This window comes from Hydrophilobacter chitinilyticus, from assembly GCF_049860745.1.
Classification (GTDB): Bacteria; Pseudomonadota; Gammaproteobacteria; order Burkholderiales; family Burkholderiaceae_C; genus Rhodoferax_B.
The window spans coordinates 5,433,884-5,459,385 of sequence record NZ_CP187561.1 but is presented as its reverse complement, the minus strand read 5'-3'; the positions used below and the strand labels follow the sequence as shown (position 1 = coordinate 5,459,385).

The 25,502-nt window shown below is 61.6% G+C and carries 23 protein-coding genes; 10 read left to right on the top strand and 13 right to left on the bottom strand.

What is annotated here, in order from left to right:
- The 6 genes from iolB to ACPWMG_RS24485 all read left to right on the top strand — a co-directional run bounded on the left by iolB (position 1) and on the right by ACPWMG_RS24485 (position 6,776).
- Positions 1 to 828 carry a 5-deoxy-glucuronate isomerase gene (gene iolB, locus ACPWMG_RS24510; protein ID WP_483302097.1) on the top strand — a complete coding sequence of 276 codons (828 nt, stop codon included), beginning with the start codon at positions 1 to 3 and terminating at the stop codon, positions 826 to 828.
- Positions 825 to 1,604 carry an inositol monophosphatase family protein gene (locus ACPWMG_RS24505; protein ID WP_483302096.1) on the top strand — a complete coding sequence of 260 codons (780 nt, stop codon included), beginning with the start codon at positions 825 to 827 and terminating at the stop codon, positions 1,602 to 1,604. The genes iolB and ACPWMG_RS24505 overlap by 4 nt, the downstream gene beginning before the upstream one ends.
- Before the next feature lie 74 nt (positions 1,605 to 1,678).
- Positions 1,679 to 2,713, top strand: coding sequence for an ABC transporter substrate-binding protein (locus ACPWMG_RS24500; protein WP_483302095.1), 1,035 nt, complete (start codon positions 1,679 to 1,681; stop codon positions 2,711 to 2,713).
- A 41-nt stretch (positions 2,714 to 2,754) separates the two neighbouring features.
- Positions 2,755 to 4,674: an ABC transporter permease gene (locus tag ACPWMG_RS24495; protein WP_483302094.1), complete on the top strand. Its 1,920-nt coding sequence runs from the start codon at positions 2,755 to 2,757 to the stop codon at positions 4,672 to 4,674.
- Between the two features lie 20 nt (positions 4,675 to 4,694).
- Positions 4,695 to 5,753 carry an ABC transporter ATP-binding protein gene (locus ACPWMG_RS24490; protein ID WP_483302093.1) on the top strand — a complete coding sequence of 353 codons (1,059 nt, stop codon included), beginning with the start codon at positions 4,695 to 4,697 and terminating at the stop codon, positions 5,751 to 5,753.
- A gap of 396 nt (positions 5,754 to 6,149) precedes the next feature.
- Positions 6,150 to 6,776 carry a hypothetical protein gene (locus tag ACPWMG_RS24485; protein ID WP_483302092.1) on the top strand — a complete coding sequence of 209 codons (627 nt, stop codon included), beginning with the start codon at positions 6,150 to 6,152 and terminating at the stop codon, positions 6,774 to 6,776.
- Here ACPWMG_RS24485 and trpD read toward each other — a convergent pair.
- From trpD to ACPWMG_RS24460, 5 genes are all read right to left on the bottom strand, one after another.
- Positions 6,773 to 7,807, bottom strand: coding sequence for an anthranilate phosphoribosyltransferase (gene trpD / locus ACPWMG_RS24480; RefSeq protein ID WP_483302091.1), 1,035 nt, complete (start codon positions 7,805 to 7,807; stop codon positions 6,773 to 6,775). The genes ACPWMG_RS24485 and trpD overlap by 4 nt on opposite strands.
- 22 nt (positions 7,808 to 7,829) lie before the next feature.
- Positions 7,830 to 8,495 carry a LysE family translocator gene (locus tag ACPWMG_RS24475; protein WP_483302090.1) on the bottom strand — a complete coding sequence of 222 codons (666 nt, stop codon included), beginning with the start codon at positions 8,493 to 8,495 and terminating at the stop codon, positions 7,830 to 7,832.
- Positions 8,488 to 9,546, bottom strand: a complete 1,059-nt coding sequence (gene ltaE / locus ACPWMG_RS24470) for a low-specificity L-threonine aldolase (RefSeq protein ID WP_483302089.1) — start codon at positions 9,544 to 9,546, stop codon at positions 8,488 to 8,490. The genes ACPWMG_RS24475 and ltaE overlap by 8 nt, the downstream gene beginning before the upstream one ends.
- A gap of 65 nt (positions 9,547 to 9,611) precedes the next feature.
- Positions 9,612 to 10,196 (bottom strand): anthranilate synthase component II, encoded by a 585-nt coding sequence (locus tag ACPWMG_RS24465; protein WP_483302088.1) that lies wholly within the window; start codon positions 10,194 to 10,196, stop codon positions 9,612 to 9,614.
- A 29-nt stretch (positions 10,197 to 10,225) separates the two neighbouring features.
- Positions 10,226 to 11,737, bottom strand: a complete 1,512-nt coding sequence (locus ACPWMG_RS24460; protein ID WP_483302087.1) for an anthranilate synthase component I family protein — start codon at positions 11,735 to 11,737, stop codon at positions 10,226 to 10,228.
- Between the two features lie 470 nt (positions 11,738 to 12,207).
- Here ACPWMG_RS24460 and ACPWMG_RS24455 point away from each other — a divergent pair, with 470 nt between their 5' ends.
- On the top strand, positions 12,208 to 13,815 hold the full coding sequence (locus ACPWMG_RS24455) for a methyl-accepting chemotaxis protein (RefSeq protein ID WP_483302086.1): 1,608 nt from the start codon (positions 12,208 to 12,210) through the stop codon (positions 13,813 to 13,815).
- A 104-nt stretch (positions 13,816 to 13,919) separates the two neighbouring features.
- Positions 13,920 to 14,876 carry a chemotaxis protein gene (locus ACPWMG_RS24450; protein WP_483302085.1) on the top strand — a complete coding sequence of 319 codons (957 nt, stop codon included), beginning with the start codon at positions 13,920 to 13,922 and terminating at the stop codon, positions 14,874 to 14,876.
- 86 nt (positions 14,877 to 14,962) lie between these two features.
- Here the strand turns inward: ACPWMG_RS24450 and ACPWMG_RS24445 are convergent, their stop codons facing one another.
- Positions 14,963 to 15,385 (bottom strand): hypothetical protein, encoded by a 423-nt coding sequence (locus tag ACPWMG_RS24445; protein WP_483302084.1) that lies wholly within the window; start codon positions 15,383 to 15,385, stop codon positions 14,963 to 14,965.
- An 87-nt stretch (positions 15,386 to 15,472) separates the two neighbouring features.
- Here ACPWMG_RS24445 and ACPWMG_RS24440 point away from each other — a divergent pair, with 87 nt between their 5' ends.
- Positions 15,473 to 15,955: a thioesterase family protein gene (locus ACPWMG_RS24440; protein ID WP_483302083.1), complete on the top strand. Its 483-nt coding sequence runs from the start codon at positions 15,473 to 15,475 to the stop codon at positions 15,953 to 15,955.
- 71 nt (positions 15,956 to 16,026) lie between these two features.
- Here ACPWMG_RS24440 and ACPWMG_RS24435 read toward each other — a convergent pair whose 3' ends face one another.
- From ACPWMG_RS24435 to ACPWMG_RS24405, 7 genes are all read right to left on the bottom strand, one after another.
- A complete protein-coding gene (locus ACPWMG_RS24435) occupies positions 16,027 to 17,196 on the bottom strand; it encodes an ABC transporter substrate-binding protein (RefSeq protein ID WP_483302082.1) in 1,170 nt (389 codons plus the stop codon).
- A gap of 74 nt (positions 17,197 to 17,270) precedes the next feature.
- Positions 17,271 to 19,127 (bottom strand): AMP-dependent synthetase/ligase, encoded by a 1,857-nt coding sequence (locus ACPWMG_RS24430; protein WP_483302081.1) that lies wholly within the window; start codon positions 19,125 to 19,127, stop codon positions 17,271 to 17,273.
- A 38-nt stretch (positions 19,128 to 19,165) separates the two neighbouring features.
- The gene (locus ACPWMG_RS24425) at positions 19,166 to 19,963 is read right to left on the bottom strand and encodes an ABC transporter ATP-binding protein (protein ID WP_483302080.1); all 798 of its coding nucleotides are present in this window, start codon (positions 19,961 to 19,963) and stop codon (positions 19,166 to 19,168) included.
- On the bottom strand, positions 19,960 to 20,796 hold the full coding sequence (locus ACPWMG_RS24420) for an ABC transporter ATP-binding protein (protein ID WP_483302079.1): 837 nt from the start codon (positions 20,794 to 20,796) through the stop codon (positions 19,960 to 19,962). The genes ACPWMG_RS24425 and ACPWMG_RS24420 overlap by 4 nt, the downstream gene beginning before the upstream one ends.
- Positions 20,793 to 21,869 carry a branched-chain amino acid ABC transporter permease gene (locus ACPWMG_RS24415; protein ID WP_483302078.1) on the bottom strand — a complete coding sequence of 359 codons (1,077 nt, stop codon included), beginning with the start codon at positions 21,867 to 21,869 and terminating at the stop codon, positions 20,793 to 20,795. Before ACPWMG_RS24415 ends, ACPWMG_RS24420 begins: the two co-directional genes overlap by 4 nt.
- Before the next feature lie 13 nt (positions 21,870 to 21,882).
- Positions 21,883 to 22,761, bottom strand: coding sequence for a branched-chain amino acid ABC transporter permease (locus tag ACPWMG_RS24410; protein WP_483302077.1), 879 nt, complete (start codon positions 22,759 to 22,761; stop codon positions 21,883 to 21,885).
- 242 nt (positions 22,762 to 23,003) lie between these two features.
- Positions 23,004 to 23,417, bottom strand: coding sequence for an acyl-CoA thioesterase (locus ACPWMG_RS24405; RefSeq protein WP_483302076.1), 414 nt, complete (start codon positions 23,415 to 23,417; stop codon positions 23,004 to 23,006).
- A gap of 43 nt (positions 23,418 to 23,460) precedes the next feature.
- Here ACPWMG_RS24405 and ACPWMG_RS24400 point away from each other — a divergent pair, with 43 nt between their 5' ends.
- Positions 23,461 to 25,404: an ABCB family ABC transporter ATP-binding protein/permease gene (locus tag ACPWMG_RS24400; RefSeq protein ID WP_483302075.1), complete on the top strand. Its 1,944-nt coding sequence runs from the start codon at positions 23,461 to 23,463 to the stop codon at positions 25,402 to 25,404.
- Positions 25,405 to 25,502 lie beyond the last annotated feature (98 nt).

Genomic DNA, 25,502 nt, shown 5'->3' with positions numbered 1-25,502 from the left:
ATGGTCAGCCCCTTGCTCGCCAAAGCCGCCCGCGAAGGGCGCGAGATTGTCAGCGTCACGCCCGCGCGCGCCGGCTGGCACTACGTGGGTTTCCGCGCCGTGCGTTTAAAGGCTGGCGAAGTGGAGACGCTGCAGACCGGCGCCGACGAGTTGTGCATCGTGGTGCTCACGGGCACGGTGCAGGTCACCGTGGATGGCCAGATGTTCGACCACCTCGGCCAACGCAACAGCGTATTCGACGACCTGCCACCCGCTGCCGTGTTTGTGCCGCGCGAACAAACGGTACGCGTCACCGCCGAGCGCGATGCCGAAGTGGCGTTGTGCACCGCCCCGGCCGATGCCGTGCTGCGCAAGGCGCGCCTCATCGATTCGGCCGGCATGCGCCGCAGCGTGCGCGGCGCGGGTAGCAACACGCGTTATGTGTGCGACATCCTACCGCACGACGATCCCGGTGCCGCACATCTGCTGGTGGTGGAAGTGATCACGCCGGCCGGCCATTCGTCGAGCTACCCGCCGCACAAACACGACCAGGAAACCCCGCCCACCGAGACGCAGTTGGAAGAAACCTATTACCACCGCCTCAACCCGCCGCAAGGCTTTGCGTTCCAACGCGTTTACACCGACGACCGCAGTTTGGACGAATCCTGCGCCGTGGAAGACCACGATGTGGTGATGGTGCCGCGTGGCTACCACCCGGTGGTGGCGCCGCACGGCTACGACCTGTACTACCTCAACGTGATGGCCGGGCCGAATCGGTTCTGGGTTTTCAAGAACGACCCGGCGCACGAATGGATGCTGGTCAACCCACCTTTGCCTTTTAAAAAATGAACCACCTACTCCAATCCATTGAAGACATCGTGCGCGGTGCTGGCACGTTGATGCGCGACGCGTTTAATGCGCCAGACCGCCCGGCCTACTCCCTCAAAGGCCGGCAAGACTACCTGACCGAAACCGATGGCGCGGTAGAGCGCTACGTGCGTGCGCAGATCGAGAAGCACTTTCCCGGCGAAGCGGTGTTAGGCGAAGAAGACGGTGGCGACGTCACCGCCAAGCGTCTGTGGATCGTCGACCCAATCGACGGCACGGCCAACTTCGCGCGCCAGATGCCGCACTTCTGCATCTCGCTTGGCCTGCTGGTCGATGGTGTATTGGAAGCCGGCGCCATCTACGCACCCATGGCCGATGAGTTGTTCATCGCCCAGCGTGGGCAGGGCGCCTGGTGCAACGGCAAACGCATGCAGGTCAGCCCGGTGGAGAAGATGACCGAGTCGTCGATCGAGATCGGCTGGTCGGCGCGGCAACCCGCATCGGTGTTCATGAACTACGTGCAGCACGCCATGGACGCGGGCTGCTCGGTGCGCCGCGCGGGCTCTGGGGCCCTGGGCTTGGCCTACGTGGCGGCTGGCCGCTCCGAGGCTTATGTTGAAGGCCACATCAACGCCTGGGACGTAGCGGCCGGTCTGCTGCTGGTGACGGAAGCCGGTGGCCACGTAAATCACTTCTGGACGTCCAATGCCGTGAGCCAAGGCAATGCCGTGCTGGCCACCAATGCGGCATTGGCCAAAGAGATCAGTGTTTTAACGGGTATTGATTTGCATGCATAGGCATACGCTGATGCGGTGACGAGTTGGGTTCGTGTGAGCTAGTAGTGGACTTTAAAAAAGAAAGAGACAAAACCATGAAGATTCTGAACATCAAAATGCTGGCGGTTGCTGCTGTGGCGGCGGGCGCGTTTGCCGCACCTTCTGCCTATGCGGCAGAAGAGCTGGTGGTCTACTGCAACGTGCAGGAGGAGTGGTGCCGCCCCATGGTGGCGGCGTTCGAGAAGACCACCGGCATCAAGGTGTCGATGACGCGCAAAAGCTCGGGCGAGACCTATGCCCAAATCAAGGCCGAAGCCGCCAACCCGCGTGGTGACATCTGGTGGGGCGGCACGGGCGACCCGCATCTGCAAGCCGCTGAAGAGGGTTTGACCGAAGCCTACAAGTCGCCCAAGCTGGCCGATTTGCAGCCCTGGGCCGTGAAGCAGGCCGAGGCCTCGAAGTTCCGCACCGTGGGCATTTACGCCGGCGCGCTGGGCTTCAGCTACAACACTGATGAGCTGAAGAAACGCAAGCTGACCGAACCCAAGTGCTGGGCCGATTTGACCAAGCCCGAGTTCAAAGACGAAGTGCAGGTGGCCAACCCCAACTCTTCGGGCACTTCGTACACCATGTTGGCGACGCTGGTGCAAATCATGGGTGAAGACAAAGCCTTCGACTACATGAAGGCCCTGCACCGCAACATCAACCAGTACACCAAGTCGGGCGCCGCACCGGCGCGCGCCGCTGCCACGGGCGAGAGCCTGATCGGCATCACCTTCTTGCACGATGCCGTGACCCACGCCGTGGCGGGTGCGCCCGTGAAAGTAGTGGCACCCTGCGAAGGCACGGGCTACGAGATTGGCAGCATGAGCATCATCAAGGGTGCGAAGAACATGGACAACGCCAAGAAGTGGTATGACTGGGCACTGACCCCCGAGGCGCAGGCGATCGCCATCCAGGCGCACTCGTACCAGGTGCCGTCGAACAAAAACGCCACCTCGCCACCACAAGCGCCGAAGCTGCAGGACATCAAGCTGATCGACTACAACTTCGCCAAATACGGTGCCTCTGCCGAGCGCACGCGCCTGCTGACGAAGTGGGACAAAGACGTTGGCGCGCTGCCGAAGTAAGCGCTGCGCTTAGCCCTCTCTACGCTCACTAAGCTCTTCACGTGCGCTCTCTGACATCTCCCGCTGCGGCGGGCGAGCGGTCGTTCTCCGACCCCTACGGCTGGTTGTTGACGCTGCTGGCCGTCGGCACCGAATTCTTGTTGCTGCCCTGGACGTCATCGTCCGGGTATGTGGCCGCCGCCTGCCTGTTGGCGGGCGTGGCCAGTTGGTTTGCCACGCGCAATGGCGCGTTTAAAAGTGACGCCACCATTGCTGGCACGGTGTGTGTGATGTCGCTGCTGCTGCTGGTCTTTGTGGTCTACCCCATCGGCCGCATGTTGATGGCCGCGTTTGTCAACGAACAAGGCGAGTGGGTGCTGAGCACCGCCATGTCGCGCTTCCTGAATGAAGACGTGTGGGGTGTGGGCTGCCTGGTGGGCAATGTGCGCTGCGGTGTGGCCATCAACTCGATGGTGCTGGCGATTCTGGCGGGGCTGGGCAGCACCTTGTTTGGCTTTGCGCTGGCGCTGTTGGCCGAGCGGGGTGGCCAGCGGTTTCAGTCGTCGCTGCGCATCTTGTCGATCTTGCCGGTGGTCACGCCGCCGTTTGTGATTGGCTTGGCCATCATCATTCTGTTTGGCCGCACGGGCGTGGTCACGCAGTTGCTGAGCGACTGGTTTTCGATTCCGCGCTCGCGTTGGATCTACGGCTTGCCGGGCGTATGGCTGGCGCAAGTGGTGTGTTTCACGCCGCTGGCGTTTTTGCTGATCAGCGGTGCGCTGCGGTTGGTCAGCCCTACGCTGGAAGAAGCCGGGCAGGTGCTGCGCGGCACACGCTGGCATGTGTTCCGCACCGTGACGTGGCCGCTGGTGCGCCCGGCCATTGCCAACGCGTTCCTGCTCGGCTTTGTGGAAAGTCTGGCCGACTTTGCCAACCCACTGGTGCTCTCGGGCAACTTTGAAGTGTTATCGACCAAGATCTTCTTCGCCATTGCGGGCGCGCAGCACGATGCCTCGCGTGCGGCCATTCTGGCGTTGACCTTGTTGTTGCTCACCGTCAGTGTGTTTGCCTTGCAGCAGCGCTGGCTGGGCACGGCCTCGTACACCTCGGTGGGCGGCAAGGGCGACAGCGGTGTGCCCGCGCCATTGCCCACCGGCGTTAAGTGGGGTGCCATCGCCTTGGTGGCGCCTTGGGCGCTGCTCACCGTGGTGTCTTACGGCATCATCTTGCTCGGCGGTGTGGTCAAAGACATTGGGCGGTTTGACCTCACGCCGTCGCTGGCGCACTTTGCCACCGGCTTTGGCATCGACTGGGGTGTGGGTGGGCTGGTGTTCACTGGCTCGGCGTGGGACAGCCTGTTCACCACGCTCGGAGTGGCAGCGGTGGCCGCGCCCATCACCACGGCGCTGGGTGTGCTGGGCGGGTACGTGGTGAGCCGGCATGTGTTTGCCGGTCGGCGCACGTTCGAGTTCTTGACCATGGTGAACTTCGCTGTGCCGGGCACGGTGATAGGGGTGGCCTACATCGTGGCCTTTAACGTGCCTCCGCTTGAATTCACCGGCACCTTCGCCATCATTGTGTTGTGCCTGGTGTTCCGCAACATGCCGGTGGGGGTGCGCGCCACGGTGTCGGCCCTGTCGCAACTCGACCGTTCGTTGGATGAGGCCTCCAGCACGCTGCGGGCCAGCACCTCGCGCACCTTCTTGCGTGTGGTGATCCCGCTGCTGCGCCCGGCCATCATCGCCAGCCTGGTGTTCAGCTTCACCCACGCCATCACGGCGGTGAGTGCGGTGATCTTCCTGGCCACGGCCAAACACAACCTGGCCACGGTCTACATCGCGGGGCGCGTGGAGGTGGGCGAATACGCATTGGCGATTGCTTATTCGTCGGTGTTGATCGTGATCATGCTGTTCTGCGTGTTGATGATCCAGCGGCTGGTGGGCACGGCGAACATTGGGCGGCGCGCGGTGGCTGCTGCATAACTAAAAAGAAAGACAGAGACATGACCCAAGCACCGGTAGCCGTAGAGTTCAAGCAGGTCGTCAAACGCTTCGGCAAAGTGGTAGTGTTGCCCGCACTCGACCTGACCATCGCCAAAGGAGAGTTGGTCACGCTGCTCGGTCCCTCGGGCTGCGGCAAGACCACGCTGCTGCGGCTGATTGCCGGGCTGGAGCTGCCCTCAGAAGGCAGCATTCGCATCAATGGGCGCGATGTGACGGGGGTCTCGGCCAACCAGCGCGACGTGAGTCTGGTGTTCCAGTCGTACGCGCTGTTCCCGCACATGACAGCGCTGGAGAACGTCTGTTACGGCCTGCTGGCCTCGGGCATCAAAAAGCCAGAAGCCATTGAACAGGCGCAAGCCAAGATGGAGCTGCTGGGCATTGCCGACCTGGGCGGGCGCCTGTCGTCGCAGCTCTCGGGCGGGCAGCAGCAGCGCGTGGCCGTGGCGCGTTCGCTGGTGCTGGAGCCGGCGGTGTTGATGTTCGACGAGCCGCTGTCCAACCTGGACGCCAAGCTGCGCCGCAAAGTGCGCCAGGACATTCGCGACCTGCAGCAAAACCTGAACCTCACCGTGGTCTACGTCACCCACGACCAGGAAGAAGCGCTGGCCGTGTCTGACCGCATTTTGGTGATGGAGAAGGGCCGCATCGCCGCGATGGGCGGTCCGCGCGATTTGTACGAAGCACCGTCCACGCGTTTCATCGCCGACTTCATTGGCGACGCCAACCTCATCAACGGTGAGTTGATTTTGGTCAATGGCCAACATTTCTTCCGTGCCGAAAATGTGGACGTCCCGGTGCTGCCCCCGGCGGGGATGGTTGACGGCTTGGTGGCTTTGGCGATCCGGCCCCACCGTATTCGCTTGGGCGAGAGCGAGGGCAGTGTGTTGCCTGGCCAGGTATTGCGCCAAGCCTATTTGGGTAGCCGCATGGAAAGCCTGGTGGCCACGCCACTCGGTGAGCTGCTGGTGTTCAGCGATGCCCTGCAAGCTGTGGCAGGACCAGGGCAAAAAGTAGGCGTGCACTTCGCCCCTGCCGACGCGCGCATTACCGCGCGGTAGTTTTGGCGAGACGCAGTGCGGCATGACGGTGGCGGCGTAGCTGTCATCACTTGCTTTGCCTCGGCTGGGGCAGGGATGGTTTCGTGAAATTAGTCGCAAATTTCACGGGTAATAAATTCATCCCGTTTCAATTGAAACTTGTATGCAGTATTTATTTTTGGAATTTTATGTTCACGAATAAAGTGCGTACATGTCTGCACCATCACACTCTCCAAGCCCCCTTTTTGGGGCGCGAGCCTTCCATCTTTGGGACCACCGATTCCCCCAACCTCGCACCGAAATAGGCGGTGAGCGCGCGCGATTTGCCATGCCGCAGAGGTGTGACCACGCACCTCAACTGGCTGGTGCGACTATTGCATGTTGCACTGCACCATGCACATCCGCGGCGCCACAACCATGAACCGGCTTGCCCCGTTTTTTGCGGCATTGTTGGTAGGACTCGGCTACCTTGGCTACGTACATCCCATTCGCATGGAGCCCAATCTCGCGGCGGTGCAGTTTGACGAGAGCGTGCCCGTGCAGCAAAAGGTGGGGTACTTCATTTCCAGCGCGGCGCGTGACGAAATGGTGACCACGCCGGGCGGTGGTGGCGAGAAAGTTTGCTACTACCCTTACCGGGACTTGGAAACCGGTTTGTACGAGGTGCTCTCCAGCGTGTTTATCGGCGCCAGCAAAGTGCGCGATCCCAAGGACACCTACGCGCTGAAAAAAGCGGGAATCACCTGGGTCGTGACGCCCGAAATTGACACCGACTCCTCATCCGACACGGTGTTGGCCTGGCCGCCGAGTGAATTCAACATTCGGCTCAAGCTCGTGATCTCCGACGTGGAAGGCCGGGTGGTGGAAACGCTGCACGTTGAGGGCCGCGGTCAGGCGAACATGCTGGAGTACAACCGTAACCACTTCCTGTCGGCCACACGTGCGGCCAACGATGTGCTGCTGGAGCTGTTCGAGGCCTTGCGGTTTTCAAAGACGGTGAAGTCTCTCAAGCCGGGCACGGGTTCGGCGGCCTCCGTGGTCTAGCGCTGGCTGGCTTCTACCAGTGCCGCGAGCTTGGCGCGGGCTGCGCCTGACTCAATTGCTTTTTTGGCCAGGGCAAATCCGCTGGACAGAGAGTCGGCCACATTGGCCGCGTACAGCGCAGCACCTGCATTCAAGATCACGATGTCGCGTGCGGCGCCGTGGGTGTCGTCCAGCACACCCATCAGCATGGCTTTGGATTGCTCCGGCGTTTCCACGCGCAGGGCGCGGTTGCTGGCCATGGTCATGCCAAAGTCTTCGGGGTGGATTTCGTACTCAGAAATTTCGCCGTTCTTCAATTCACCCACTACGGTGCCGGCGCCCAGGCTGACCTCGTCCATGCCGTCTTTGCCGTAGACCACCAACGCGTGTTCAGCGCCCAGGCGCTGCAGCGCGCGCACTTGAATGCCCACCAAATCCTGGTGGAACACACCCATCAAAATATTCGGTGCACCGGCCGGGTTGGTCAGCGGACCCAGAATATTGAAGAGGGTGCGCACGCCCATTTCCTTGCGCACCGGCGCCACGTTTTTCATGGCGGGGTGGTGGTTGGGGGCAAACATAAAGCCCACGCCGACTTCGGCAATACATTGGGCGATGCGTTCGGGCGAGAGGTTGATGTTGACGCCCAGGCTTTCCATTACATCGGCACTGCCGCTTTTGCTGCTGACGCTGCGCCCGCCGTGTTTGCTGACCTTGGCACCTGCGGCCGCTGCCACAAACATGCTGCAGGTGCTGATGTTGAAGGTGTGTGAGCCGTCGCCGCCGGTGCCCACAATGTCCACCAGGTGCCGCGTGTCGGCTACGTTCACCTTGGTCGAGTACTCGCGCATCACCTGCGCGGCGGCGGTAATTTCGCCAATGGTTTCCTTCTTCACCCGCAGGCCCGTCACGAGCGCGGCGGTCATCACGGGCGACATCTCGCCGCTCATGATCATGCGCATGATGTGCAGCATCTCGTCGTGGAAGATTTCGCGGTGCTCGATGGTGCGCTGCAGCGCTTCTTGTGGCGTGATCTTGTGGGTGTTGGGCATGGCGGAATCTCCTTTGATTTTTTTAACGGTTGGGCTGGTCGGTGAAGGCCAGCTTCAGGCCAAAGCCGATGAACGTGGCACCGGCTGCGCGGTCAAGCCAATGCATGCCGCGCTGGGTGACGCCGGAGCGCTTGGACATCCAGGCGGCGGAGAGTGCCCAGCCGGAGTTGACCAACATGCCGTTGAAATTGAACAAGGTGCCCAGCAGCAAAAACACCAGCGAAGTGTTAGTGGTGCCGGGGGCGACGAACTGCGGCAAAAAGGCCAAGAAAAACAGCGCCACCTTGGGGTTGGATGCGTTGGTCCAAAAGCCACCAACAAAGATTATTTTGAGGGCTCTAGCGCTTATGGGTTCTGCGGGGGTAGCTATTAAATTTGTAGTTTTCGGCTTGGCTGCTGGCGCGCGGCTGAGCAACATACGCACACCCACCCAGAGCAGATAGGCTGCGCCCACCCATTTCAAGACCGTAAAGGCGTGGGTCGATGCGGCCATCAACGCGCTCACACCCAGCGCAGCCGCGAAGATGTGCACGAAGCAGCCGGCCGTGATGCCCAGCCCGGCGACGATGCCGGCGCGTGCCCCCGAGCGCAGGCTGTGCGTCACGATGTAGAGCACGTCGGGCCCGGGCGTGAGGTTGAGCAGCATGCCGGTGGCAAGGAACAGAAGCAGGTGGTGCAGGTCAGGCATGGAAGAAGCTCCGAATAGCCTGCGCTGCGCGGTCTACACCAGCGCTGTCGACATCCAAGTGCGTGACGAAGCGCAGCTCATACAAGCCCAGCGCCAATACTCCGACGGCCTTGAGATGCTCCAGCAGTTCCGGGCCACGCGCACGCGCCTCGCCGGTCAACTGCACAAACACCATGTTGCTCTGGGGCGCTTGCACCTCCAGACCCTCGATGCCCGCCAGGCCTTCGGCCAGACGGCGTGCATTGGCGTGGTCGATGGCCAGGCGGTCGACGTGATGCTCCAAAGCGTGCAGCGCGGCAGCCGCCAGCACGCCCGCTTGGCGCATGCCGCCGCCCACCATCTTGCGGATGCGGTGCGCGCGGTGGATGAAGTCGCGGCTGCCGCAGAGCACCGAACCCACAGGTGCACCCAAGCCCTTGCTGAAGCAGACCGAAACGCTGTCGAAATTGCCCACGATGCGTTGGGCCTCCGTGCGCACGGAGGCGCCGGTCAGCGCGGCTTGTGCCGTCGCGGCATTGAACAGCCGTGCGCCGTCCAGGTGGCGTGCCAGGCCGCGTGTTTGCGCCAACGCGGTGGCTTGCTGCAAAGCGTCGAATGGCAACAGCTTGCCGCCAATGGTGTTCTCCAGCGCCAGCAAACGTGTGCGGGCGAAGTGAGCGTCGTCGGGTTTGATGGCGGCTTCAATGTCGGCCAGGGCCAACATGCCGTCGGCCTGGTGCACCAAGGGCTGTGGCTGCACGCTGCCCAACACCGCTGCGCCGCCGCCTTCCCAGCGGTAGCAATGCGCCATCTGGCCCACGATGTATTCGTCGCCACGCTGGCAGTGCGCCATGATCGCGCACAGGTTGCTCTGCGTGCCGGTGGGCACAAACAACGCCGCTTCGAAACCCAGTTGCTCGGCCAGCGCGTGCTGCAACGCATTGACCGTGGGGTCGTCGCCAAACACGTCGTCGCCCAGCGGTGCGCGGGCCATGGCGGCCTGCATGGCGGCGGTGGGGCGGGTGACGGTGTCGCTGCGCAGGTCAACGATGTCTTGGGCGGGGCTATGCATTAAAAGTGGCTCCTGAGCAGGGTGGACAAGCGTGGGCAGCTATGTATTTTGTAGAGCTGCGGCCGTTACGCCGCGCGTTCCAAAAAGTTCTTCAGCATGGCGTGGCCGTGTTCGGTGAGGATGGACTCGGGGTGGAACTGCACACCCTCGATGTCCAGCGTCTTGTGGCGCACACCCATGATTTCGCCATCATCGGTCCAGGCTGTGACTTCCAGCACCTCGGGGCAGCTGGCGCGCTCAATCGCCAGCGAGTGGTAGCGGTTCACCACAAACTGCTCTGGCAGGCCCGCAAACACACCTTGCTGCGTGGTGGTGATGCGGCTGGTCTTGCCGTGCATGAGTTGCTGCGCACGGATGATGCGCCCGCCAAAGGCCGCGCCAATCGATTGGTGACCCAGGCACACGCCCAAAATCGGCAGCTTGCCGGCAAAGTATTCGATGGCCGCTACAGACACACCGGCCTCTTTGGGTGAGCAAGGTCCGGGCGAAATCACCAGCCGGTCGGGCTGGCGCGCGGCGATGTCTTCGATGGTGATTTCGTCGTTGCGGTAGACCTCTACCTCGGCCCCCAGCTCGCCAAAGTATTGGACGATGTTGTAGGTGAAGCTGTCGTAGTTGTCGACCATCAGCAGTTTGGTTTTCTTTGCCATGATGTGTTCCGTTCGCCTTGTTCCGCAGCTTATTCCAGACCTTCTTCGACCAACTCCGAGGCACGCAACAACGCGCGCGCCTTGTGCTCGGTTTCTTTCCATTCGAGTTCGGGCACCGAGTCGGCCACCACGCCGGCTGCCGCCTGCACGTACAGCGTTTGGTCTTTGATGATGCCGGTGCGGATGGTGATGGCCACGTCCATGTCGCCGGCGTAGCTCAGGTAGCCGCAGGCGCCGCCGTAGTGGTTGCGCTTGGTGGGCTCAAGTTGGTCGATCAGTTCCATGGCGTGCACCTTGGGCGCGCCGGTCAGCGTGCCCGCGGGGAAGGTGGCTTTAAGCACGTCGATGTTGCTCATGCCGTCTTTGAGCAGGCCTTCGACGTTGCTCACGATGTGCATCACGTGGCTGTAGCGTTCTACCGCAAAGGCTTCGGTCACCTTGACGCTGCCGATTTTGGCAATGCGGCCGATGTCGTTGCGCGCCAGGTCGATCAGCATCACATGTTCGGCGCGCTCTTTCGGGTCGTTGATGAGCTCTTTTTCAACTTCCAGATCGCGCACCGGGTCGGCAGCGCGGGGGCGCGTGCCAGCCAATGGCCGAATGGTGACCTTCTGGCCTTCGCTCGTGGCTTCTTGGCGCACCAGAATTTCGGGTGACGCGGCCACGATGTGGAAGTCGCCCATGTGGTAATAAAACATGTAGGGCGACGGGTTCAGTGCCCGCAACGCGCGGTACAGCGACAGCGGCGATTCGGTGAAACGCTTCTTGATGCGCTGGCCAATCTGCACCTGCATGAAGTCGCCACCGGCGATCAACTCCTTGGCACGCTCTACGGCCGCAATGTAGTCCGCCTTGGCGAAGTCGCGCTCGGCCGGGTAGCTTTGCGTGGCCTTGACGCTGGGCGCGCTGACCGAATACTTCAGCTGGTCTTTCAGCGCGCGCAGGCGCTTCTTGCCGTTGGCATAGGCCTCGGGCTGGGTCGGGTCGGCGTAGACGATGAGGTAGAGCTTGCCCGAGAGGTTGTCGATCACCGCCACCTCTTCGCACAGCAGCAGCATGATGTCGGGGCAGCCCAGGCTGTCGGGCGGGCAGGTGGCCTCGAGTTTTTTCTCGATGTAGCGCACCGCGTCGTAGCCAAAGTAGCCGGCCAGGCCACCGCAGAAGCGCGGCATGCCGGGGCGGATCGCGACCTTGAAGCGCTTTTGGTACGCGGCGATGAATTCCAGCGGTGTAGGGTAGTCGGCGGTGGTGGCGGTCTCAATCACCACGCCGTCTTGCACCACTTCAGAGGTCGCCTCGGCGCCAAAACCCTGGCAGCGCACAAAGGTGCGCGCCGGCAGGCCGATGAAGCTGTAGCGGCCAAAACGCTCGCCACCCACCACCGATTCCAGCAAGAAGCTGTATTTGCCGCCGTCTTTGGCATAGGCTAGTTTCAGGTAGAGCGAGAGCGGGGTTTCGAGGTCGGCAAACGCCTCGGCGATCAAGGGGATGCGGTTGTACCCATCCTGGGCCAGGCTTTTGAATTCGAGTTCGGTAATCACGGAAATACCTTCTGAGATTAAGTCCGGCGAGCACCTATGTAAGTGGGCGGTGTGCCGGGCTAACAGCACGGGGTGCTGCGTTCATTCAAGCAATGCTTTGCCGTTGGCCACTGTGGACGGGAGGCTAGGCGTGGGCGCACGGGTGGGCCCGTGCAGATCAGGTGCGCGCGATAAGTGGCTTGCGCCAAGACCAGGCTCCCTGGCCGGGGCAGCCTGCAACGATCGTGCTGTGGATGAACATAGAGGGCCAGTGTAGCAAAGCCTTAAGGCGGTCGTGAAGCCCATCGCCGCCAAATGTTGGATTTGCGCTGCGTAGCCAATCCCGAGCCGATCATGGAACATTTGGTTACGGGCGCGCCGTTTCGGGGTTTAATAGCCTCAATGTTGTTGGCGCAACGCCGATAACCCTGTGTCGGTGCACCACGGTCTTCGCCGGCGCTAGCCCAGTCAAGAAGAAATAAGGAGCAAGAATGAGTGTGTTGCGGAGCACGCGGATCGGCGTGCGTTTGGCGTTGGCGTTTTCGATCATTTTGGTGATTTTGGCGGCCTGCGTGGCCGTCGGCGTATGGCGCATTGGCGAACTTGCCAAGACGACTGAACAGGTGGCCACCACCGACTCCGAACGTCTGCGTCTGGCCACGCAATGGCGCCAGTTCATTGACGTGAACTGGGTGCGCACCCGAGCATTGGCGATGGAAAACGACGCATTGCGCATGGAGGGATGGCAGACCGAAATGGCCAAAACCTCCGCTGAAACCAACGTGGTGGCCAAGCGCGTGGCCGAACTGGTGACCAGCGACGAGGGCAAGAAGCTGCTGGAAGACATTCAGGCCGCACGCGCCAAATACTCAGCCGCTCGGGTCGACCTGTTGCAACGCAAGCAAGAAGGGCAAGACGTTTTTGACCGCATCCAAGCCGAGTTGGAGCCGATGGCCAAAGCGTACAGCGCTGCCATCGGGCTGTTGGCTGACTATCAGCTCAAGCTGTACAACGAATCGGTGCAACAAACCAAGGACAACGCGGCTCAAGGCCAGCAGGTGCTGGTCATTTGTGCCGTGTTGGCCGTGTTGCTGGGGGCAGCGTTGGCGTTCGTGCTGACGCGTTCCATTGTTCACCCGCTGCGCCGTGCGGCTGACAGCGCGAACCGCATTGCCGAAGGCGACCTGACTGAAACTGTGGAAGTGGAAGGGCGCGATGAAGCCACCGATTTGCAGCAGGCGTTTCGCTTGATGCAGAACAACCTGGTGTCGCTGGTGGCCACGGTTCGCCAAGGCTCGGAAAGTGTGGCTTCGGCCAGTGGCGAAATCGCCCAGGGCAACCACGACCTCAGCGCCCGTACGGAGCACCAGGCTTCTGCCCTGGAGGAAACAGCCGCGTCGATGGAAGAACTGAACTCCACCGTGCAGCAAAACGCCAGCAACGCGCAGCAGGCCAATCAGCTGGCCGTACAGGCCTCGAAAGTGGCGCAGCAGGGCGGGGCGGTGGTGGGCCAGGTGGTCGACACCATGAAGGGCATCAACGACAGCTCGAAAAAGATTGTCGACATCATCGGCGTGATCGACGGCATTGCTTTCCAGACCAACATCCTGGCGTTGAATGCCGCGGTGGAAGCCGCGCGTGCCGGTGAGCAGGGGCGTGGTTTTGCCGTGGTGGCGTCTGAAGTGCGCAGCCTGGCGGGCCGTTCGGCCGATGCCGCCAAGGAGATCAAGGCGCTGATTTCCGACAGCGTAGGCCGCGTCGAGCAAGGCACCCAACTGGTTGACCAAGCCGGCAGCACCATGACCGAGCTGGTGCAATCGATCCGCCGCGTGACGGACATCATGGCCGAGATCAGTGCCGCCAGCTCCGAGCAAAACGCCGGGGTGTCGCAAATCAGCGAAGCCGTTACACAGATGGACCAAGCCACGCAGCAAAATGCCGCGTTGGTGGAGCAATCGGCTGCAGCCGCTGCTAGCTTGCGTTCGCAAGCCGATCAGTTGGTGGCCGCCGTGGCCGTTTTTAAAATTCGCCCTGCTGCAATAGGGGGTGTTGGCGCTAGCGGTTTGATGGCACTCCCTGGGCCACGCGAGCCGCACTGACGCGGCGTGCAGAGGCGACGAAGTGCGGTGTGAATCTATCTTTCCACCGGCTTGTAAAAAATTGCAAATTACGGTTCTAATGGCGAGCACAACAGGGGAACACAATGAGCACTGTGCAGCAGGAAGTTGACGAGAGAACCAACCTCACCAGCAGCAATAAGTTTGAACTTTTGCTGTTTCGTCTGGGCGAGGCCGGCGTTTCTCAGCAGCGCGAGTTGTTTGGCATCAACGTTTTCAAGGTGCGCGAAATCATGGTCATGCCGCCGGTGACGGCCGTGGCCGGCGCACCTGCGCATTTATTGGGTATGGCCAATATTCGCGGTCAGGTGATCCCGGTGATCGACCTGGCTGGCGCGGTCGGCTGTGTGCCGAAAAACGGTTTGAACATCTTGATGGTGACCGAGTACGCACGTTCCACCCAAGGCTTCGCGGTGGAGGAGGTCGACCAGATCGTGCGTCTGGAATGGCGCCAGGTGTTGTCGGCCGAGTCCAGCACCGCTGGCGGCATGATCACCAGCATTGCGCGTCTGGATGGCGACGTGGACAACTCCCGTTTGGCCCAGGTGCTGGACGTGGAGTCGATTCTGCGCAATGTGGTGCCACCTGTTGGCCCTGATGTGGATCCGGCGCTCATGGGCCCCAAGGTGAAGATTCCTCCAGGTACGGTGGTATTGGCAGCGGACGATTCCTTGCTGGCGCGCAAGCTGATTGAAGAAGGCTTGTCGGCCATGGGCGTGCCTTACATCATGACCAAAACCGGCAAGGAGGCCTGGGACCGGCTCCAAATGCTGGACGACGCGGCCAAGGCGGAGGGCAAGACCATTCGCGACAAGGTTGCGATGGTGCTCACCGATCTGGAAATGCCTGAAATGGACGGCTTCACGCTGACGCGCAAGATCAAGCAAGACCCTCGATTCAAGTCCTTGCCGGTGGTGATCCACTCGTCGCTCTCTGGCACCGCCAATGAGTCGCACGTCACCAGCTCTGGTGCGGATGCTTACGTCGGCAAGTTTGTGGCCGCTGAGCTGGCCGACACCATTCGCAAGGTGGTTGAACACTGAGCCACGTCGCTCCAAAACAAAAGCCCTGGGTCGCAAGACGCCAGGGCTTTTTCGTTCAGGGCGGCAGCGTGGTCAGGACCTGTGTGTTACCCCGCGCCCAGCACCAACTGCGCCACCACCAGTACCACGTACGGAAACGCCACCGTGGGACGCAGCGCGTTGTGAAAATACTCTGACAACAGCGCGCCAGCACCACCCCGGCTGGTTTCAAAGTCGGTGTGCAACTGGCAGGCGGAGCCGTTGTCGTCGTCGCCCCGGCGCAGCATCAGCTCGATGTGCAGCAGGCGCGTGCCCAAACGGGCCTGGCTGGTGCGGGTAATGGCTTCTTGCAGCCACAGCACCAGCATCAGCACGATGGCCGACTCGGTGGGCATACCGTACAACAAGCCCACCACAAACAACGCCACAGTGACCAGCTTCACCCATAAGGCGGTGCGTTCGTACTGCTCGAAGTTGTTCTGCAGCGTGGTCCATTCCAGGGTCAGGGGGTTGTCGGTGGTCAGTGGCATCTTGAAGGGCAAAAATGGGGGAAAACGTCCAGCAAATCGGGCGAGCTTACAGGGCGCAGAGGATCGGGGCACGACACAATAAGCGACATGAGCCAAACCCCACTCTCTCCGGTTGTATTCGAGCCCGAATTTGAAGCCGCCTTGCGCAACATTTTCGAGGAAAAAATTGTTTTCAACCAAGTACTGGGTTTGAAGATCACCGGCTTGACCGCAGAGAAGGTTACCGGCGCGATTGCCATGCGGCCCGAGCTGGTGGGGCACTTCTCGCACAACCGCATCCACGGCGGCGTGATCAGCGCCGCGCTCGACGGCCTGGGGGGCTTGGCCGTCATGGCCGCCATCGGCGCGCGCCATCTGGATGAGCCGCCGCTGCAGCGCCTGCAACGCTTCGGCAAGCTGGGCACCATCGACCTGCGCATCGACTACCTGCGCCCGGGCATTGGCGACGGCTTCACGCTGCAGGCCGAGGTGCTGCGCCTGGGCTCGCGCGTGGCGTCTACCCGTATGGAGTTCATGGACGCCAATGGTCGCTTGCTGGCCACGGGGGCTGCGGCTTACATTGTGTCGTAGTTGCTATAAAAAAAAGAAGCTACTGGCGCATATTTAGTAGGCGCCAGTAGCCATTTTTATTTAAAACCTAGTCAGGGCTTCACGTAGTCCGAAACCACCTTCCAGCGCCCATCCTGCAACTGCGACAAGCGCGACACATCGTTGCCCAGCCGTTTGGTCGGGCTGTAGCGCGCCTCGGCTGAGCCGAACATGTCGGGTGGGTAGACCATGGTGTCCATTACCTTGATGAAGCTGTCGGTGCTGAGGTTGGGGCCGGCTTTCTCGGCTGCCTTGGCAAACGAGTCGACCACGCTGTAGCCGTAGACCGAGAACACTGTGGGGTCTTCGTTGAACTTGGTCTTGTATTTGTTGGCCCAGAAGCGCAGCGGTTGCGAGGCTTCGTCCAGGTAGGGGTGTTGCACCGTCATGGCGGCGTACAGGCCGTCCATGGGTTTGCCGCCGAGTTTGTGGATCAGGTCGGTGTAGGCCGCGCTCGACCCCAGGAACGTGGGGTTGAAGCCGGTCTTGCGCGACTCGCCAATCGCGCCAATGGTCTCGCGGATGATGGTGCCCAGCACCACGAAGTCGCACTCGCTGGCCTTGAGCTTGGCCACCTGCGAAGAGAAGTCGGTGGCGCCGCGCTTGTAAGAGGCTTTTTCCACCAGCTCCATGTTGATGGTCTTCAGCCCGGCCTCGGCGCCGCGCAACACCTCAAGGCCAAACTCGTCGTCCTGGTACAGCGCGCACACCTTCTTCGCGCCCTTGTCTTTCACCAGCTTGGGCGACAGCAGCCGGATCTGGTCGTAGTAGGTGGCGGCAAACGAGTACTTGAGTTTGTGGAACGGTTCATACATCTCGCGCGCCGCTGTTACCGGGAAGAAGTTGATCACGTTCTTGTCGAACTGCACCGGCATGGCGGCCATGTTTTGCGCCGTGCCCAGGTGGCCGAGCATGATGAAAATCTTGTCCTGGTTCACCAGCTTTTGCGCGGCCAGCACGGCCTTCTTCGGGTCGTAGCCCGAGTCTTCCACTTTGAGCACCAGCTTGCGTCCGTTGATGCCGCCTTGTTCGTTGATCTCGTCCACGCGCAAGACCATGCCGGAGCGGATCTGTTTGCCAAAGCCCGCCAGCGGACCCGACAAATCTTGAATCGAGCCGAGCGTGATTTCGCTCTTGCTCACGCCTTGGGATTGCGCAAGGGCCAGCGGCGCGGTGAACGTGGCGGCCAGCAGCGCGGCCGTGCCTAGCAACTTGGGTTTCATGGCAGTCTCCTTTTTTTGAACAACGATGTTTCAGCGGTAATTCAGCGGAAGATCAGCAGCACATCAGCAGAACCTCATCGGTACATGGCGTCGATCTGCTCCGCGTACTTGCTCTCGACCAGGCGGCGCTTGAGCTTCATGGTCGGTGTGAGTTCTTCGTCTTCTGCTGAGAGTTGGTTTTCCAGCAGATAGAACTTCTTGATCTGCTCCACCCGCGCAAACTTTTTGTTCACGCGCTCCAGCTCACTTTGAATGAGTTGCTGCACTTCGGCACTGCGCGTCAGGCTGCTGTAGTTGCTGAAGGGCACGTCGGCGTCTTGCGCAAACTTCTCCACGTTGTCCTGGTCGATCATGACGATCACCGTGAGGTAGGGCCGCTTGTCGCCGATCACCACCGCATCGGTGATGTACGGGGAAAACTTCAACTCGTTTTCCAGCTCGCTCGGCGTCACGTTCTTGCCACCGGCGGTGATGATGATGTCTTTGATGCGGTCGGTGATGCGGTAATAACCCTCGCCGTCCACCACACCCACGTCGCCGGTGTGCAGCCAGCCGTCGGCGTCCAGGGCCTCGGCGGTTTTCTCGGGCAGGTTGAGGTAGCCCGCAAACACGTTGGGGCCGCGCACCAGAATTTCGCCAGTCGCCGGGTCAAGCCGCATTTCGTTGTAGCCCGCAGAGGGGCCAATGGTGCCGGGGCGCATGCGTTTGGCGGGCACGCCGGTGGCGGCGCCGCAGGTTTCGGTCATGCCCCACACCTCCAGCATGGGCACGCCCAGTGCCAGGTACCAGCGCACCAGCTCGGCCGAAATCGGCGCCGCGCCGGTGACGCAAAAACGTGCGCGGTGAATGCCGATCAGCTTGCGTGTGTTGTTCAACGCCAGGCCGCGCGCCACGGCAAATTTGAAGCGCAGCGCGGCGCTCACCGGCTGGTCGGCGAGCACGCGGTCGGCCACGGCGTGGCCCACGCCAATGCTCCACGCGTAGGCCATTTGCTGCACGCGGCTGGCTTCCTTCAAGCCGATCATCACACCCGAATAAAACTTCTCCCACACGCGTGGCACGGCGGTGAACACCGTGGGCGCAATCTCGCGCACGTTCTCTGGCACGGTCTCGGGGTTTTCAACGAAGTTGAGTTTGGTGCCGGTGTAGAGCGCAAAGTATTCGCCGCCCAGGCGCTCGGCAATGTGGCACAACGGCAGGAAGCAGATGCGTTCATCGTCTTCGGTTTGTGCGATGAGTGTGTTGTAGCCGCGCACGGTGTAGACCAGGCCGCCATGGGTGTGCATGGCGCCCTTGGGTTTGCCGGTGGTGCCCGAGGTGTAGACCAGAATGGCCAGGTCCTCGGGGCGGCAATCGGTGGCGCAGGCCTCTACCGCTGTGGGGTGTTTTTCCAGGTAGGCGCGGCCGGTGGCGCGCAGGTCGTCCAGGCTGATCACGCCGGGCTCGTTCAACTGGCGCAGGCCGCGCATGTCGAACACCACGATGGTGTGCAACAGCGGCAGCTCGGCGCGCACTTCCAGTGCCTTGTCGAGCTGTTCGTCGTTCTCGACAAACAGCAGCTTGGTGCTGGAGTCGGCGCACAAGAATTGCATTTGCGCTGGCGCGTCGGTGGGGTAGATGCCGTTGCTCACACCGCCGCAGCTCAGCACCGCCAGGTCGGCAAACACCCAATCAACCGTGGTGTTGGCGGCGATGGAGGCGCAGTCGCCACGGGTGAAGCCCAGGCTCAACAAGCCGGCCGCTATTTCGCGCACGGCGTCACCCGCTTCGCGCCAACGCCAGCTATGCCAGATGCCCAGCTTCTTTTGCCGCAGCCAGACGTTGGCGCTGCGCTGGCGCACCGCATTCCAGAACATGGCCGGAATGGTGTCGCCGGGCAGCACGCTGGCTATTTGCGGCTGAATGTGGGTGGTGTCCCAAAGGCCTCGCATGGACGATGTGGCTCCTAGTGTTGAAGGCGGGGGGCTGCTTAGCGCCAGTTTTTCTTTTTCTTCCAGCGGCGTTCGCCACGCACGCTGTCTTCTTTGATGCCGAGGTAGAACTCTTTTATGTCGTCTTTCTCGCGCAGGTGGGCGCAGGTGTCTTCCATCACGATGCGGCCGTTCTCCAGCACGTAGCCAAAGTCGGAGGCATTGAGCGCCATGTTGGCGTTTTGCTCCACCAGCAAGATGGTCGTGCCGTGTTCGCGGTTGATGCGCACCACAATCTCGAAGATATCTTTGGTGAGCTTGGGGCTCAGGCCCAGGCTGGGTTCGTCGAGCAAAATCAAATCGGGGTTGGCCATCAGGGCGCGCGAGATGGCCAGCATCTGCTGCTGCCCGCCCGACAGCAAACCCGCGTCTTGCTGCGCACGTTCGCGCAGAATTGGGAAGTAGGCGTACACCGTTTCCAGGTCGCGCATCACGTCGTCTTGGTCGCTGCGGGTGTAGGCGCCCATCAGCAGGTTGTCGCGCACGCTCAGCAGCGGGAACACTTCGCGCCCCTCGGGCACGTGGCTCAGGCCTTCGCGCACGATGTGTGCCGGGTCTTGCGCGGTGATGTCTTCGCCCTTGAATTCCACCGTACCCTTGCGCGGGTCGATGATGCCGGAGATGGTTTTCAGAATGGTGGTTTTGCCCGCGCCGTTGGCACCGAGCACGGTGGCAATTTCGCCTCGCCGCACTTGCAGGCTCACACCGCGAATGGCTTTGATGGGGCCATAGGCGCTCTCTACGTTCGACAACCGCAGCACGGGCTGGTCGCTCACTGGCGGCGGCATTTCGCTCATGTGACTCTCCTCTCTGGCAACGCAGCATCGGGCTTGCGGTGCAGCGAAGACACGTCTTCAATCGAGCCCAAATACGCCTCCATCACCGCCGGGTGCGCCTGCACTTCGCGTGGTGTGCCTTGGGCCAAAACCTCGCCCTGGTTCATGGCCAACACACGCGTGGAGACTTTGGCGACGAGCGACATGTCGTGCTCCACCATCAGCACGGTAATGCCCAGCTCTTGCTGGATGTCTTGGATCCAGAACGCCATGTCGTCGGTCTCTTCGACGTTGAGGCCGGAAGAGGGCTCGTCGAGCAGCAGCAGCTTGGGCTCGGTGCACAAGGCGCGTGCCAACTCCACCACCTTGCGCACGCCGTAGGGCAGGCCGGCGACCAGTGCGTCGCGGTGGTGCTGCAGGTGCAGGAAGTCGATGATCTGTTCCACCTTCTCACGTGCGGCCACTTCAGCGGCGCGTGCGCGGGCGGGGAAAAACAAGTCGCTCCATAACCCCGTTTGCCGGTGGATGTGGCGGCCCACCAGCAGGTTTTGCAGTACGGTGGCGTGCTCAAACAATTCAATGTTTTGGAACGTGCGCGCAATGCCTGCCGCCGCAATGGCGTGGGGTGCGCGCACGGTGAGCGATTCACCGCCGAACATGATTTCGCCGGTGGTGGGCGCGTAGAGCCGGCTGATCAAGTTGAACACCGTGGTCTTGCCCGCGCCGTTGGGGCCAATGAGGGTGAACACCTCGCCGGTCATGACGTCGAAGCTCACGTTGTTGACGGCCAGCAGCCCGCCAAAACGCACACTGAGATTGCGTGCCGACAGCAGGGGCGTGGTGGTGTCGGTCATTTGAGGCGGTCGGACTTTTGGAAGGACTTCTGCCGCTTGAACATGCCCTTGCGGTAGAACGGAAAGAGCTGAAAGTAGGTGCGCAGCTTCAGCCAACGGCCGTACAAGCCTAGCGGTTCAAACAACACAAACGCAATCAACACCAGCCCGTAAACCAGCCCTTGCAAACCTGGTGCTTGGCCAATGGCCTCGGGCAAGTAGTCTTTGGTTTGCGAGATGAGTTGCGGCATGGCGATGAGAAACATGGCACCCAAAAATGCGCCGTGCACCGAGCCCAGACCGCCGATGACCACCATCAACAACAGGTCGATGGACTGCAGCACGTTGAACTGGTCGGGCGAGATGAATTGCAGGCGGTGCGCGTACAAAGCGCCGCCCAAACCGGCCAGTGCGGCCGAGAGTGCAAACGCCAAGGTTTTGTAGCGCGCGAGGTGAATGCCCATGCTTTGCGCCGACACCTCGGAGTCGCGTATCGCCACAAACGCGCGGCCGGTGGGCGAGCGCAGCAAGTTCAAAATACCCAGCGTGGCCAACACCGCGAGCAGCAGGCACAGGTAGTAAAACTCGGGCTCACTGTCGAGCTTCCACGTGCCGATTTGTGGCGGCTTCACGTGCAGCCCGGCATTGCCGCCAGTGACCGACTCCCAGCGCGCCAACACCTCTTCCACAATGAAGCCAAACGACAGCGTGGCAATGCCCAGGTAGATGCCTTTTACGCGCAACGCCGGCACACCCACCAGCACGCCCACCACGGCAGACAGCACGGCCGCAGCCACCAGCGCCAAGGGAAACGGCCAACCCATGTTGGTCAACACGCCTTGGGTGTAGGCACCCACGCCCAAGAAGGCGGCGTGGCCGATGGAGAACTGCCCGGTGAAGCCGGCCAGCAGCATCAGCCCCAAACCCACCAGCGCGTAGATCAGCACAAAGGTGAGTTGCGCGAGCCAGTACTCTTGCACCAGCCAAGGGGCGAGCAGCAGCGCCGCCATCAGCAGGCCGTACCAAAAGGCGTAGCCTGAGTGGCGCACCAAGCCAATATCTTGGGCGTAGCTGGTTTTGAATTCGAAGCGCATGGGGCGGCGGGCCTTAAACTTTCTTCCGCATGGTCGAACCAAACAAACCATTCGGCTTGAGCATCAACATCAGCAGCACCACGATGTAGGCCGCAATGTCTTTAAAACCTTCGGGCAGGTAGAAACCGGAGAACGATTCCACGCAGCCAATCACCAGCCCGCCGACGATGGCGCCCGGCAGGCTGCCAAAGCCGCCTACCACCGCAGCGGGAAATGCCTTGAGGCCGATCACCCCCATGTTGGCGTGCACAAAGGTGATGGGCGCTAGCAGCAGCCCGGCAATGGCCGCCACGGCTGCGGCCAGGCCCCACACCAAACCATTCAACTGCTGTACCGGAATGCCCATGTAGTAGGCCGCCAGTTGGTTTTGCGATGCAGCCTGCATGGCGATGCCGAGCTTGCTGTAGCGAAACAGCGCAAACAACAAACCGCACAACACGGCAGTGGCCGCGATCACCACCAGTTGCTCGGCGTTGAGCACCAGTGCGCCCACGCGCCACACCACGTCTTTGTAGGGTACGGGCAGCAAATGGGTTTCGGTGCCAATGCCGGGCAGCATGGTGATCACGCCGCGCGCCACGTAGCCAATGCCGATGGTCAGCATGACGATAGAGAACGCGGGTTGGCCCAGGATGGGGCGGATCACCAGGCGCTCCAGCAGCATGCCGAACACGGCCATGCCGAGCACCGCACATACGGCGGCGAGCCAGAAGGGCAGGTCGAACAAACCCATACACGCTAGCCCGGCAAAGGCGCCGAGCATCATCAACTCACCTTGGGCAAAGCTGACGGTTTCGGTGGCTTTGTAGATCAGCACAAAACCCAACGCGATCAGCCCATAGATGCAGCCCTGCGCAACACCGCTGATCAACAGTTGGATGATTTGAACCATGCCTGCCGCGCCCTCCGTTTGAATAGGATGGGCTTGGTTATAGCGGTGGCTCTAGGGCATGTCTTCAGGGTTGGCCCGCATGGGGCCTGGAAACACCTGCAGGTGTGACGCGAAAGTGACTAGGGTAAAAACTGAGTGCCTTGCCGTCTGCAATCACGCATAGGGCGGGCGAAAGCTGCTATCGATCTTGATGAAGCAAGCTGCCCCGGCTGACCGGCGGGGCCACGGAATTCACAACGTGTTTACGCCTCTGGCCCCACTTCGCGCGGTTGGCCGTTGTCGTCGATGGCGACGTACGTCAGCGACGCTTCGGTCACCTTGATGTGGCGGCCCTGCGAACGCATGCGCTCGGCAAACACTTCCACCTTGATGGAGATGGACGTGCGGCCCACGCGTGTGATCTTGGCAAAGAACGACAGCAGGTCGCCAATGCGCACGGGCTGCTTGAAGACAAACTCGTTCACCGCCACCGTGGCGATGCGACCTTGCGCGCGGCGCACTGGCAGTACCGAACCGGCCAAGTCGACCTGGGCCATCACCCAGCCGCCGAAGATGTCGCCGTTGGCGTTGCAGTCGGCCGGCATAGGAATCACTTTGAGCACCAGCTCCATGTCTGTGGGTAATTCGACGTGGAGGGGGTTGGGGGTTTCGGTCATGAGGGACAATCTGCGAGATAACAACAAGCCGAGATTCTCCCCCATGCGCCGATCTGGCGAAACCGCCTCCTCCCGAATCCCTATGCCTGCGCAGGACAGCACGTCCGCGCCCGGCACCAAGCCTGCCACATCGGACTGGCGCACCCTGCGCCGCCTGTTCCCCTATCTGTGGGAGTACAAGTGGCGTGTGTTGATCGCCCTGGGCTGCATGATCGCCGCCAAGGTGGCCAACGTCGGTGTGCCCGTGTTGCTGAAGAACCTTGTGGACGCGATGACGCCCAACCCGGTTACTGCCAGCGGCGGCCTGCGCCCCGAAGCAGTATTGGCAGTGCCCGTGGCGCTGCTGCTGGGCTACGGCTTGCTGCGCTTGTCGACCTCGCTGTTCGCCGAATTGCGCGAGCTGGTGTTTGCCAAGGCCACGGCGGGTGCTTCGCGGCGCATCTCGCTGGAAGTGTTTGAGCACCTGCATGGCCTGAGCCTGCGCTTCCATCTGGAGCGGCAAACCGGCGGCCTCACGCGCGACATCGAGCGCGGTACACGCGCCGTCAACTCGCTGATCTCGTATTCGCTCTACAGCATCATCCCCACGCTGATCGAAGTCGGCCTGGTACTCACCTTCCTGGCGGTGAAGTTCGACGCCTGGTTTGCCTGGATCACGCTGGTGGCGCTGGTGGTCTACATTACCTTCACGGTAGTGGTGACCGAGTGGCGCACGCAGTTCCGCAAGCAGATGAACGAGCTGGACTCCACGGCACAAAGCCGCGCCATCGACTCGCTGCTGAACTTCGAGACGGTCAAATACTTCAACAACGAGGCCTTTGAAGCCCAGCGCTACGACGAAAACCTCGACCGCTACCGCCGCGCCGCCATCAAGAGCCAGAACACGCTGAGCTTCTTGAACGCCGGCCAGCAGTTCATCATTGCCACTGGCCTGGTGGTGATGCTGTGGCGTGCCACACTGGGGGTGGTGGCCGGCACCATGTCGCTGGGCGACCTGGTGATGGTCAACGCTTTCATGATCCAGCTCTACATTCCGCTGGGCTTTTTGGGCGTGATCTACCGCGAGCTGAAGCAGAGCCTGACCGACCTGGAAAAGATGTTCACCCTGCTGGAGCAGCCGCGCGAAGTGGCCGATGCACCGGGCGCGCCCGCACTGCGCTTGCCTACGTCGGTTGGCTCGGCAGACCAGGAAGAGTGCACCGCCGAAGGCTTGGTGCACGCCGTGAGCCACGCCGACGTGGCTTTTGAACACGTGCACTTTGCCTACGACCCGGCGCGGCCCATCCTGCACGACGTGAGCCTGCACATCCCGGCCGGTAAAACGGTGGCGGTGGTCGGGCCCTCGGGCTCGGGCAAGTCCACGCTGGCGCGTTTGCTCTACCGCTTTTATGACGTGCAGCAAGGCAGCATACGCATTGCCGGGCAAGACATTCGGCAGGTTACGCAAACCAGCTTGCGCCAGGCGATTGGCATCGTGCCGCAAGACACCGTGCTGTTCAATGACACCGTGGAATACAACATTGCCTATGGCCGCCCCGGCGCGAATCGCCAGCAGGTGGAGCAGGCGGCGCGCGCGGCACGCATCCACGATTTCATTGCCGGCACGCCCAAGGGTTACGACACGGCGGTGGGCGAGCGTGGGCTGAAGTTGTCGGGCGGCGAAAAGCAGCGCGTGGCGATTGCGCGCACGCTGCTGAAAGACCCGCCCATCATGATTTTTGACGAAGCCACTTCGGCGCTGGACTCTGCCAACGAGCGCGCCATCCAGGGCGAATTGCACACCGCCGCGCGCAACAAAACCACGCTGGTGATTGCGCACCGCTTGTCCACGGTGGTCGATGCGCACGAGATCCTGGTGATGGACGCCGGTCGCATCATCGAGCGCGGCACGCACACCGAGCTGCTGGCGCTGGGCCAGCGCTACGCCAACATGTGGGAGATGCAGCAGGCCAGCCAAGGCACGGAAGAAGCGGTGGAGGCGGCTTGAGCTTTTTAGATCGTTTGCGTATACCAGCCATGCGCAAGGTGCTATTAAAGATGTAGTTTTGCTGGATTTTCAGGGCGCGGCTTGAAGCACAATGGCGT

What these genes read in the sequence shown, in the direction of transcription:
- iolB (WP_483302097.1), top strand. Translation starts at nt 1, where the DNA reads ATGGTCAGCCCCTTGCTCGCCAAAGCCGCCCGCGAAGGGCGCGAGATT.
- ACPWMG_RS24505 (WP_483302096.1), top strand. Translation starts at nt 825, where the DNA reads ATGAACCACCTACTCCAATCCATTGAAGACATCGTGCGCGGTGCTGGC.
- ACPWMG_RS24500 (WP_483302095.1), top strand. Translation starts at nt 1,679, where the DNA reads ATGAAGATTCTGAACATCAAAATGCTGGCGGTTGCTGCTGTGGCGGCG.
- ACPWMG_RS24490 (WP_483302093.1), top strand. Translation starts at nt 4,695, where the DNA reads ATGACCCAAGCACCGGTAGCCGTAGAGTTCAAGCAGGTCGTCAAACGC.
- ACPWMG_RS24485 (WP_483302092.1), top strand. Translation starts at nt 6,150, where the DNA reads ATGAACCGGCTTGCCCCGTTTTTTGCGGCATTGTTGGTAGGACTCGGC.
- trpD (WP_483302091.1), bottom strand. Translation starts at nt 7,807, where the DNA reads ATGCCCAACACCCACAAGATCACGCCACAAGAAGCGCTGCAGCGCACC.
- ACPWMG_RS24475 (WP_483302090.1), bottom strand. Translation starts at nt 8,495, where the DNA reads ATGCCTGACCTGCACCACCTGCTTCTGTTCCTTGCCACCGGCATGCTG.
- ltaE (WP_483302089.1), bottom strand. Translation starts at nt 9,546, where the DNA reads ATGCATAGCCCCGCCCAAGACATCGTTGACCTGCGCAGCGACACCGTC.
- ACPWMG_RS24465 (WP_483302088.1), bottom strand. Translation starts at nt 10,196, where the DNA reads ATGGCAAAGAAAACCAAACTGCTGATGGTCGACAACTACGACAGCTTC.
- ACPWMG_RS24455 (WP_483302086.1), top strand. Translation starts at nt 12,208, where the DNA reads ATGAGTGTGTTGCGGAGCACGCGGATCGGCGTGCGTTTGGCGTTGGCG.
- ACPWMG_RS24450 (WP_483302085.1), top strand. Translation starts at nt 13,920, where the DNA reads ATGAGCACTGTGCAGCAGGAAGTTGACGAGAGAACCAACCTCACCAGC.
- ACPWMG_RS24445 (WP_483302084.1), bottom strand. Translation starts at nt 15,385, where the DNA reads ATGCCACTGACCACCGACAACCCCCTGACCCTGGAATGGACCACGCTG.
- ACPWMG_RS24440 (WP_483302083.1), top strand. Translation starts at nt 15,473, where the DNA reads ATGAGCCAAACCCCACTCTCTCCGGTTGTATTCGAGCCCGAATTTGAA.
- ACPWMG_RS24435 (WP_483302082.1), bottom strand. Translation starts at nt 17,196, where the DNA reads ATGAAACCCAAGTTGCTAGGCACGGCCGCGCTGCTGGCCGCCACGTTC.
- ACPWMG_RS24430 (WP_483302081.1), bottom strand. Translation starts at nt 19,127, where the DNA reads ATGCGAGGCCTTTGGGACACCACCCACATTCAGCCGCAAATAGCCAGC.
- ACPWMG_RS24425 (WP_483302080.1), bottom strand. Translation starts at nt 19,963, where the DNA reads ATGAGCGAAATGCCGCCGCCAGTGAGCGACCAGCCCGTGCTGCGGTTG.
- ACPWMG_RS24420 (WP_483302079.1), bottom strand. Translation starts at nt 20,796, where the DNA reads ATGACCGACACCACCACGCCCCTGCTGTCGGCACGCAATCTCAGTGTG.
- ACPWMG_RS24415 (WP_483302078.1), bottom strand. Translation starts at nt 21,869, where the DNA reads ATGCGCTTCGAATTCAAAACCAGCTACGCCCAAGATATTGGCTTGGTG.
- ACPWMG_RS24410 (WP_483302077.1), bottom strand. Translation starts at nt 22,761, where the DNA reads ATGGTTCAAATCATCCAACTGTTGATCAGCGGTGTTGCGCAGGGCTGC.
- ACPWMG_RS24405 (WP_483302076.1), bottom strand. Translation starts at nt 23,417, where the DNA reads ATGACCGAAACCCCCAACCCCCTCCACGTCGAATTACCCACAGACATG.
- ACPWMG_RS24400 (WP_483302075.1), top strand. Translation starts at nt 23,461, where the DNA reads ATGCGCCGATCTGGCGAAACCGCCTCCTCCCGAATCCCTATGCCTGCG.